The 703-nt window shown below is 57.8% G+C and carries 1 rRNA gene; it reads left to right on the top strand.

The features are described from left to right. Positions 1-72: 72 nt before the first annotated feature. Positions 73-703 (top strand): 23S ribosomal RNA (locus ACFP3U_RS36985); the annotation flags it as partial.

Raw genomic sequence — 703 nt, 5'->3', positions numbered from 1 at the left:
GCCGGTCCCATGCTTGGTGAGGTGGGTGTCTGGTCGTTGTTTGAGAACTGCACAGTGGACGCGAGCATCTGTGGCCAAGTTTTTAAGGGCGCACGGTGGATGCCTTGGCACCAGGAACCGATGAAGGACGTGGGAGGCCACGATAGTCCCCGGGGAGCCGTCAACCAGGCTTTGATCCGGGGGTTTCCGAATGGGGAAACCCGGCAGTCGTCATGGGCTGTCACCCATACCTGAACACATAGGGTATGTGGAGGGAACGCGGGGAAGTGAAACATCTCAGTACCCGCAGGAAGAGAAAACAACCGTGATTCCGGGAGTAGTGGCGAGCGAAACCGGATGAGGCTAAACCGTATTGGTGTGAGACCCGGCAGGGGTTGCCGATACGGGGTCGTGGGATTTTTCTTGATCGGTCTGCCGGCCGGTCGGCGAGTCAGAAACCGTATGGATAGTCGAAGGACATGCGAAAGGTCCGGCGTAGAGGGTAAGACCCCCGTAGACGAAATCTGTGCGGCTCGTTTGAAGAACTCCCAAGTAGCACGGGGCCCGAGAAATCCCGTGTGAATCTGGCGGGACCACCCGCTAAGCCTAAATATTCCCTGGTGACCGATAGCGGATAGTACCGTGAGGGAATGGTGAAAAGTACCGCGGGAGCGGAGTGAAATAGTACCTGAAACCGTGTGCCTACAAGCCGTGGGAGCGTCGG

Origin of the sequence: Kitasatospora misakiensis, from assembly GCF_042656005.1 — a bacterium.
Classification (GTDB): domain Bacteria; phylum Actinomycetota; class Actinomycetes; order Streptomycetales; family Streptomycetaceae; genus Kitasatospora; species Kitasatospora misakiensis.
Note: the sequence above shows the minus strand (reverse complement) of the source record. Positions and strands in the feature narration are given on the sequence as shown.